We start from the raw sequence: 9,514 nt of genomic DNA on the forward strand, positions 1-9,514 counted from the left end.
CACGGGAGTACGAAAAAGCCGCGCCCCCACAGGCTAGAACCTGCGGGGGCGCGGCATCCATTCCGAACCCGGTACGGCCCCGTGAAAGGGGCCACACCAGGGCTTCTATGCCTCGGGGTGGTCCTCCGGGATCACCTCGGTGGCCGGGACGGTGTCCGTGGGGACGACCGAGCCGTTCGCCGTGGCGGCGCCATTGGTGAGGGCGAGCTCCTTCGGCGAGAGCACCGGCGGCCGCGTCGACGGGGTGCGTCGGGCGGAGCCGGTCCATGCCGGACGGGACGGGCGCTTCACGATCGGGGCGAAGATCTCGGCGATCTCCTCCTTGCCGAGCGTCTCCTTCTCCAGAAGCTGGAGAACGAGGGCGTCCAGCACGTCGCGGTTCTCGACGAGGATCTCCCACGCGTCGTTGTGCGCGGTCTCGATGAGCTTCTTGACCTCTTCGTCGACGAGGGCCGCGACCTCTTCCGAGTAGTCGCGCTGGTGGCCCATCTCCCGGCCCACGAAGGGCTCGGTGTTGTCGCCGCCGAACTTGATCGCGCCGAGCCGCTCCGTCATGCCGTACTGCGTGACCATCGCGCGGGCCGTTGCGGTGGCCTTCTCGATGTCGTTCGCAGCGCCGGTGGTCGGGTCGTGGAAGACCAGCTCCTCGGCCGCGCGCCCGCCCAGCATGTAAGCCAGCTGGTCGAGCATCTCGTTGCGCGTCGTGGAGTACTTGTCCTCCTCCGGGAGCACCATCGTGTAACCGAGGGCGCGGCCGCGGGAGAGGATCGTGATCTTGTGGACCGGGTCCGACTGGGGGGAAGCCGCCGCGACCAGGGCGTGTCCGCCCTCGTGGTACGCGGTGATCTTCTTCTCCTTCTCGGACATGATCCGGGTCCGCTTCTGCGGGCCCGCCACGACGCGGTCGATGGCCTCGTCGAGCATCTTGTTGTCGATCAGCTTCAGGTTGCCGCGCGCCGTGAGGAGCGCCGCTTCGTTCAGCACGTTCGACAGGTCGGCACCGGTGAAGCCGGGCGTACGACGGGCGACGGCGCCGAGGTCGACGTCCTTCGCTACCGGCTTGCCCTTCTGGTGCACCTTGAGGATTTCGAGACGGCCCTGCATGTCCGGCCGGTCGACCGCGATCTGCCGGTCGAAGCGGCCCGGGCGCAGCAGCGCCGGGTCGAGGATGTCCGGCCGGTTCGTGGCGGCGATCAAGATGACGCCGCCCTTCACGTCGAAGCCGTCCATCTCGACGAGCAGCTGGTTCAGCGTCTGCTCGCGCTCGTCGTGACCGCCGCCCATGCCGGCGCCGCGGTGGCGTCCCACGGCGTCGATCTCGTCGACGAAGACGATCGCCGGGGCGTTCGCCTTGGCCTGCTCGAAGAGGTCACGGACCCGGCTGGCACCGACACCGACGAACATCTCGACGAAGTCCGAACCGGAGATCGAGTAGAACGGGACGCCCGCCTCGCCTGCGACGGCGCGTGCGAGCAGTGTCTTGCCCGTACCGGGAGGCCCGTACAGCAGGACACCCTTGGGAATCTTGGCGCCGACGGCCTGGAACTTCGCCGGCTCCTGGAGGAACTCCTTGATCTCCTGGAGCTCCTCGACGGCCTCGTCCGACCCCGCCACATCGGCGAACGTCGTCTTCGGCGTGTCCTTGGTGATCAGCTTGGCCTTGGACTTCCCGAACTGCATGACTCGGGAGCCGCCGCCCTGCATCTGGTTCATCAGGAACAGGAAGACGACCACGATCAGGACGAAGGGCAGCAGCGAGAGGAGGATCGAGATGAACGGGGACTGCTTCGACGGCGAGACGGTGTAGCCCTTGTCGATCTTGCCGCTCTCGAACTTCTGCTGCAGCGTGTCGGCCAGCTGGACACCCTGGTCGCCGATGTAGCTCGCCTGGAACTTGCTGCCGGACTCGCCCGAAAGCTTCTGGTCCTTCTTCAACTCGATCTTGATGATCTGTTCGTCACCGGTGGTCAGCTTCGCCTGCGCCACCTGGTCCTTGCTGATCGCCTGGATCACCTTGCCGGTGTCCACCGATTCGTAGCCGCCCTTTGAGCCGACGACCTGCATCAACACGACCACGGCGAGGACGGCCAGCACGATCCACATGACCGGCCCACGGAAGTATCGCTTCACGTCCATCCATACGGGGCGATGACGCCCCGTCCCTCCTGCCCGTAGGTAAATGCTGCTGTGAGAAAAGACTGTTCTTCGGACGGTACCCCAGCATTGTCACCCGAGACTGCCGGGGACGTCTGTCAAAACCTGCCTTCGAATGCTCAACGGCGGGAATCCGGTGAAAGGTTCCCGGCGCCCCGTACCGGTCGGGCCGGCCCCCAGGACCGGAAGGCGGTCAGCCGCCGTAGACGTGCGGGGCGAGCGTGCCGACGAAGGGGAGGTTGCGGTACTTCTCCGCGTAGTCCAGCCCGTATCCGACGACGAACTCGTTGGGGATGTCGAATCCGACCCACTTGCAGTCGAGCGCGACCTTGGCCGCGTCCGGCTTGCGCAGCAGGGTGCAGATCTCCAGGGACGCGGGCTCGCGCGAGCCGAGGTTCGACATCAGCCAGGACAGGGTCAGGCCCGAGTCGATGATGTCCTCGACGATCAGGACGTGCTTGCCCTTGATGTCGGTGTCGAGGTCCTTGAGGATCCGGACGACTCCGGAGGACTGGGTGCCCGCGCCGTACGACGAGACGGCCATCCAGTCCATCGTGACGGGGGTGGACAGCGCGCGCGCCAGGTCCGCCATCACCATCACCGCGCCCTTGAGGACGCCGACGATGAGCAGGTCCCTGCCCGCGTACTCCGCGTCGATCTTCGCGGCCAGCTCGACGAGCTTCGCGTCGATCTCTTCCTTGGTGAGGAGCACCGACTGAAGGTCGGTGCCCATGTCCTTCTCGTTCACCCGCGTCTCTTTCTCTGCCTGCCCGGTCCGGGGTGATGCCCCGTACCTGCGCGGCCGCTCGCCTGCATTGTCAGCCGCCCGTGCTTCAGCTCTGCCGAATCACCAGTCTGCCACCCTGCCGCCTGGCTTCCACCCGGCCGGGCAGGTTGATGGCCCGCTGACCGCGCCAGCTGGTGATCAGACGGTCGACTTCCTCGATGTGCCGGGCGAAGAGGGAACCGGCCGGGGAGCCCGCCTCCATGGCGGCCCGGCGCAGCACTCGGCGGCGTACAGCGGGCGGCAGCGCGTACAGCTTGGCGCACTCCAGCCGGCCCGCGTCGTCCCGAACGGTGCGGTCGGCCTCGGCGGCCCAGGTGTCCAGGGCGTCGGCGTCGTCGCGGGACAGCTGCGCCGTACGGGCCAGGGCCTCTACGACGCCCTTGCCCAGCGCCTTCTCCAGGGCGGGCAGGCCCTCGTGGCGCAGTCGTGAGCGGGTGTAGGCGGGGTCGATGTTGTGCGGGTCGTCCCAGACGGGCAGCGACTGGACGAGGCAGGCCTTGCGGGCGGTCTGCCGGTCGAGCTGGAGGAAGGGGCGGCGGTAGCGGCCCGCCGGTCCCGACGCGGCGGCCATGCCGGAGAGCGAGCGGATGCCGGAGCCGCGGGCGAGGCCCAGCAGCACCGTCTCCGCCTGGTCGTCACGGGTGTGGCCGAGCAGGACGGCGGCGGCGCCGTACCGCTCGGCGGCCGCGTCGAGGGCGGCGTAGCGGGCGTCGCGGGCCGCGGCCTCGGGTCCGCCCTCCTGGCCGACCCGCACGGCGACGGACTCGACCGGGTCGAGGTGCATGTCGGTGAGGCGGTCGACGACCTCGGCAGCCCGGGTGTCGGAGCCGTCCTGGAGGCCGTGGTCGACGGTGATGCCGCCGGCCCGGACGTCGAGCTTGCGGGCTTCGAAGGCGAGGGCGGAGGCGAGCGCCATGGAATCGGCGCCGCCGGAGCATGCCACCAGCACCAGGGGGGTATCGGGGCGTTCGGGGAGTGCGGCGCGCTGCCTGCCCGCGCCGGCTTCGGCGAGCTCGGGGTGCGGGGTGCGCCGGGTGTGCTCGGCGCACCGGGTGTGTTCGGTGAGTACGTCGTGGAGTACGCGGCGGACCGCCAGGCGTATCGCCGCGACCGCAGGATGGGGACCCATGTCCGGTGCCCTTCGTGAAGTTTGGGGAGGTGCCTCGGAGTGCCGGGACGAGAAGTGTGCCGTCACTCAGAGTGCGTCGATGGTGACAGAGGCAAGCCGTCCACCGAGCATTGCACGCCTTCCCATGCCCCTACGGTCCCTCGGATGGGTGATTACCGGCGCGTTCTTGTCCTGTCGTACGCCGTCCGGCCCGTCGTGATCAGGACTCTGCCCTACGGTGCACCCTCGCGATCCAATCCGCCGGCTTCGCGATCTCCGCCTTGGTCGGGAGGGTGTTCGGCGAGGTCCAGACCCGGTTGAAGCCGTCCATGCCGACCTCCTCGACCGCGGCGCGGACGAACCGTTCGCCGTCCCGGTACTGGCGCAGTTTGGCATCGAGGCCGAGGAGCTTGCGCAGCGCCTGGTCGAGTCGGCTCGCGCCGCGCGCCCTGCGCTGCTGGAACTTCTCCCGGATCTCGCCGACGGAGGAGACGACCTCCGGGCCGACGCCGTCCATCACGTAGTCGGCGTGTCCTTCGAGCAGGGACATCACGGCGGTGAGCCGGCCGAGGATCTCGCGCTGGGCGGGTGTCTGGACGAGTTCGACGAGGCTGCGGCCGCCGTCCTCGCCGTCCTCGCCCTCGGGGCGGCCCCCGGCCAGGGACTGGGCCGCCTCGCGGAGCCGCTCCAGCACGGTCACCGGGTCGACGTCGGTCTCCTCCAGGAACGACTGGATCTCGCCCTGAAGGTGGTCCCGTAGCCAGGGCACCCCGGTGAACTGGGTGCGGTGGGTCTCCTCGTGGAGGGCGACCCAGAGCCGGAAGTCGTGCGGGTCGACGTCCAGTTCGCGCTCGACGTGGACGATGTTCGGGGCGACGAGCAGCAGCCTGCCGCCGCCGTCGGCCGAGGCCGGGAGTTCGCGGGTGGCCGGGGCGAACGTCTCGTACTGGCCGAGGACCCGGGAGGCGAGGAACGACAGCAGCATCCCCACCTCGACGCCGGTCACCTTGCCGCCGACCGCGCCGAGCACGGCGCCGCCGGGGCCGCTGCCGCGCCGCTCCTGCATCTTGCCCAGCAGGGGGCGGAGCAGTTCGCGGAAGCCCGCGACGTTGGCCTTGATCCAGCCGGCCCGGTCCACGATCAGGACCGGGGTGTCCTCCGGATCGGTCCCCTCGGGGATCATCCGGGTGAAGGAACGGACGTGCTCCTCCGAGGCCTTGGCGTGCCGGCGGAGCTCCGCGACGACTTCGCGGGCCTCCTCCCGGCTGATCTCGGGCCCCGGCCGCACGAGTCGGGTCGCGGTCGCCACCGCGAGATTCCAGTCGACCATCTCGGCACCACCGATGCTCGTCATGCGTCAACGGTACGTGCTCGAGTCCGTCCGTGGTGTGGTGTCGACCGGCTCACCGGGTTCGGGTGGCGAGGCTGGTGGCGAGGGAATCGAGGGAGGACTGGGCCGCGGAGGGGGATGTCGTACCGGACGCCAGGAAGGCGAAGGCGAGCAGCCGGCCCTGCCGGTCGACGACCGTACCGGCGAGGGAATTCACTCCGGTGAGGGTGCCGGTCTTGGCGCGGATCAGGCCGGTGCCCGCGGACTTCTCGGTGTAACGGCCGCTGAGGGTGCCGCTGAACCCGGCCACGGGAAGGCCGGTGAGGACGGGGCGCAGTTCGGGGTGGCGCGGGTCGGCGGCGCGGGCGAGGAGGCCGGCCAGCAGTCCGGCGGTGACCTTGTCCTTGCGGTTGAGCCCGCTGCCGTCGGCGAAGTTCGCGCCGGTCAGTGGCAGGTGGAGCTTCTTGAGCTGTGCGGTGACGGCCCGTCGGCCGCCCGCGAAGTCGGCCGGTTCGCCCGCGGCCAGGGCGGTCTGCCGGGCGAGTGCCTCGGCAATGTCGTTGTCGCTGTTGGTCAGGGCCCGTTCGACCAGGGCGGAGAGCGGTGCGGAGAGGTGTTCGGCGACCGGCCGGGACCCACCGGCCGGACGGCCGGGCGCCGGGCCGGACCCGGTGGCGATCCCGGCGTCGTGGAGCAGCTCGGCGAAGGTCCGGGCGGTGTCACCGGCCGGGTCGTCGCTGCGCGGGGCGGGTCCGCTGTCGGTGTTGTCGAGCCTGCCCTCGCGGGTCATCAGGGCGGTGACCGGCGCGATGTTCTCGTTGGGGCCGATCGGGTGCCGCGCGGGGCCGGAGTAGCGGGAGGTGTCGTACGCGAGGCGGACCGTCTTCACACCCCGGTCCTTCAGGGCGCGGGCGGTGTCGGCGGCCAGCTTGCGCAGGGCGGCCTTGTCGAGGGTGGGATCGCCGCCGCCGACCAGGGTGAGGGCGCGGGAGTCGGGGGACGCCCGGACCGTCGTGGCGATGCGGTGGCCGGGGCCGAGCGCGCTCAGCGCGGCGACCGAAGTGGCGATCTTGACGGTGGAGGCGGGCGTCATGGGCGTGTCGGCGCCCTGGCCGTACAGCCGCTCGCCGGTGGCGGTGTCGATGACGACGGCGGTACGCACGGTGCCCAGGGCGGGGGCCTTCAGCAGGGGGCCGAGGGTGGCGCGGAGGGCGGCCGCCGCGCCGTCCTGGTTGCCGCGGGCGTCCGGGGCGGCGTTGTCGACCGCGGCGGAGAGCGGGGCGAGGACGGCCGGGGCGCTGGGTGCGGGTTCCGGTCCGGACGGCGTGCGGGGTTCGTGATCTGCGCCACCTGTACGGTTGCGGGCGGCGGCCCAGTCCTGCTCGGCCTTACGCTGACCCGAGTCCCAGGGGCCGGCGGCAAGGACGACGCCGGCCGCGAGCATCAGGCCCAGGCCGGCGGAGACAGCCGCGAACTGCCGATCGCTCAGCCCCCGCAATCTGATCACGCCACCCGGCCGGGCGAGCCTGCTCAGCTTGTCCAGCGGGTTGACCGATGGTCTTTTCACCGGCTCGTCCACCGTTGACCAGCCCCTTTCGCGAGCACACATCTGCGTGGGGGACACTTAATCACCAGTCGTATGTGTTGATCATGGAGGAGCCACCCGTGGAGTTCGACGTCACCATCGAGATCCCGAAGGGTTCGCGGAACAAGTACGAGGTGGACCACGAGACCGGTCGGATCCGCCTGGACCGTCGACTCTTCACCTCGACCAGCTACCCGGCGGACTACGGTTTCGTCGAGAACACCCTCGGCGAGGACGGCGACCCGCTGGACGCGCTGGTCATCCTGGACGAGCCGACCTTCCCCGGCTGCCTCATCAAGTGCCGCGCCATCGGCATGTTCCGGATGACGGACGAGGCCGGCGGCGACGACAAGCTGCTGTGCGTACCGGCCTCCGACCCCCGGGTGGAGCACCTGCGCGACATCCACCACGTGTCGGAGTTCGACCGCCTGGAGATCCAGCACTTCTTCGAGGTCTACAAGGACCTGGAGCCCGGCAAGTCCGTCGAGGGCGCCGACTGGGTCGGCCGCGCCGAGGCCGAGGCCGAGATCGAGGCCTCCTACAAGCGCCTTGAGGCGCAGGGCGGCGCGCACTGACGACCTGCGGGTCGCGGCCGGACTCCGGCCGAGGTACGTCGCACGGTTCCGTTTACGGTTCCGTGCCGGAAGTGGGCGGTACTCCCTCCGAGGGGGTGCCGCCCACTTCGCTTCTGCACCCTTGTCCGTGGCCATACTGGGCAGCAGCGCGACCGAGGACGCGCAGCCGATGAGGAGCGAGGTCGAGTGGTGGCGGAACCGGGCGGTCCGGAAGACCAGAAGCCCCAGTCCGACGAGGCGCGCAGCGCCTTCGTCCCGCCGGCCGGGGTGGGACGGCGGACGTCTGCGTCCGAGGACGACCAGCCGACCTCGGAATTCGCCATTCCGACCGGTCTGACGGCCGAGCCCCAAGGACCGGGCCCGGCTTCCGCTTCGGGCTCCGGTTCCGGTACCGCCTCCGGCTCGGACACGATCGGCTCCGCCTTCGCCCCGCCGAGCACGTACAGCGCCCAGCACGCGCCGCCCGCCTTCACCCCGGCGCACGGCAGCCCGATGATCCGGCTGACCAAGGAGGCCCCTTGGCAGGACCGGATGCGCACGATGCTGCGGATGCCGGTCGCCGAGCGCCCCGCGCCCGAGCCGGTGCAGAAGCCCGACGAGGCGGGGCCCGCGGTGCCGCGCGTGCTCGACCTCACGCTGCGTATCGGGGAGCTGCTGCTCGCGGGCGGTGAGGGCGCCGAGGACGTCGAGGCGGCAATGTTCGCGGTGACCCGCAGCTACGGACTCGACCGCTGCGAGCCCACCGTCACCTTCACCCTGCTGTCGATCTCGCACCAGCCGTCGCTGGTCGACGACCCCGTGACGGCGAGCCGCACCGTACGCCGTCGCGGCACCGACTACACCCGGCTGGCCGCCGTCTTCCGGCTCATCGACGACATCACCACCGAGGATGTCGACGTCTCGCTGGAGGAGGCCTACCGGCGGCTGGCGGAGATCCGGCGCAATCGGCACCCGTACTCCGGCTGGGTGCTGACGCTGGCCGGTGGCGGTCTCGCGGGGGCTGCGTCGGTACTGGTCGGTGGTGGCGCGCTGGTCTTCGTGGTGGCCGCGATCGGCGCGATGCTCGGCGACCGGCTCGCCTGGCTCTGTGCCGGGCGCGGGCTGCCGGAGTTCTATCAGTTCGTGGTGGCGGCCATGCCGCCCGCCGCGATGGGTGTGGCGCTGACCCTCACCCACTGGTCGGACGTACGGCCGTCCGCGGTGATCACCGGTGGGCTGTTCGCGCTGCTGCCGGGGCGGGCCCTGGTGGCGGGCGTGCAGGACGGGCTGACCGGCTACTACATCACGGCCGCCGCACGCCTGCTCGAAGTCATGTACCTGTTCATCGGCATCGTCGTCGGTGTGCTGCTCGTGCTGTACCTGGGCGTTCAGCTGGGCGCCGAGCTGAATCCCGGTACCCGGTTCTTCGCCCCGGACCGGCCCGTGGTGCAGATCCTGGCGTCGATGGCGCTCTGTCTCGCGTTCGCGATCCTGCTCCAGCAGGACCGGTCCACGGTGCTGGCGGTGACCCTCAACGGCGCCGTGGCGTGGGTGATCTTCGGCGCGATGGCCAGGACCGGCCATATCTCACCGGTGCTGGCGACGGCGACGGCGGCCGGCCTGGTGGGCCTGTTCGGGCAGCTGTTCGCACGCTACCGATACACCTCGTCACTGCCGTTCATCACGGCGGCGATCGGCCCGCTGCTGCCCGGCTCGGCCACGTACTTCGGTCTGCTGGGCATGGCCCAGGGCAATGTGAACGCCGGGCTCGCCTCGCTGTCGACCGCGGTGGCGACGGCGCTGGCGATCGCGATCGGGGTGAATCTGGGAAGCGAGATCTCCCGGCTGTTCATGCGGGTGCCGGGAGCGGTCGGCGGGGCGAACCGCCGCGCGGCCAAGCGGACGCGCGGCTTCTGACACCGCCGACGGTGCGGCTCGCGGTCAGCGCTTGGCGTGGCGGCCGCGCTGCGCCGTGGAGGGGCCGGGGCCCGCGGAC

The 9,514-nt window shown here is 70.6% G+C and carries 7 protein-coding genes; 2 read left to right on the forward strand and 5 right to left on the reverse strand.

Annotation, left to right across the window (positions count from 1 at the left end; all coding sequences use genetic code 11):
- Positions 1-105: 105 nt before the first annotated feature.
- The 5 genes from ftsH to dacB form a co-directional block, all read right to left on the reverse strand.
- Positions 106-2,136, reverse strand: coding sequence for an ATP-dependent zinc metalloprotease FtsH (gene ftsH / locus ACFU8Q_RS07240; protein ID WP_384449031.1), 2,031 nt, complete (start codon positions 2,134-2,136; stop codon positions 106-108).
- A 211-nt stretch (positions 2,137-2,347) separates the two neighbouring features.
- Positions 2,348-2,887, reverse strand: coding sequence for a hypoxanthine phosphoribosyltransferase (gene hpt, locus ACFU8Q_RS07245; RefSeq protein WP_266752243.1), 540 nt, complete (start codon positions 2,885-2,887; stop codon positions 2,348-2,350).
- A 100-nt stretch (positions 2,888-2,987) separates the two neighbouring features.
- Positions 2,988-4,070, reverse strand: coding sequence for a tRNA lysidine(34) synthetase TilS (gene tilS / locus ACFU8Q_RS07250; protein ID WP_384449034.1), 1,083 nt, complete (start codon positions 4,068-4,070; stop codon positions 2,988-2,990).
- Positions 4,071-4,269: 199 nt separating this feature from the next.
- Positions 4,270-5,403, reverse strand: coding sequence for a zinc-dependent metalloprotease (locus ACFU8Q_RS07255; RefSeq protein ID WP_384449037.1), 1,134 nt, complete (start codon positions 5,401-5,403; stop codon positions 4,270-4,272).
- Positions 5,404-5,452: 49 nt separating this feature from the next.
- Entirely contained in the window at positions 5,453-6,958 is a 1,506-nt protein-coding gene (dacB, locus tag ACFU8Q_RS07260) for a D-alanyl-D-alanine carboxypeptidase/D-alanyl-D-alanine-endopeptidase (protein WP_384449040.1), read from the reverse strand.
- 86 nt (positions 6,959-7,044) lie between these two features.
- On the opposite strand from dacB, the gene ACFU8Q_RS07265 reads away from it, so the two are divergent.
- Together ACFU8Q_RS07265 and ACFU8Q_RS07270 are read left to right on the forward strand one after the other, a co-directional pair.
- Positions 7,045-7,539 (forward strand): inorganic diphosphatase, encoded by a 495-nt coding sequence (locus ACFU8Q_RS07265; protein ID WP_003968257.1) that lies wholly within the window; start codon positions 7,045-7,047, stop codon positions 7,537-7,539.
- 186 nt (positions 7,540-7,725) lie between these two features.
- The gene (locus ACFU8Q_RS07270; RefSeq protein ID WP_384449042.1) at positions 7,726-9,435 is read left to right on the forward strand and encodes a threonine/serine exporter ThrE family protein; all 1,710 of its coding nucleotides are present in this window, start codon (positions 7,726-7,728) and stop codon (positions 9,433-9,435) included.
- Positions 9,436-9,514 lie beyond the last annotated feature (79 nt).

Origin of the sequence: Streptomyces sp. NPDC057543, assembly GCF_042801895.1 — a bacterium.
GTDB lineage: Bacteria > Actinomycetota > Actinomycetes > Streptomycetales > Streptomycetaceae > Streptomyces.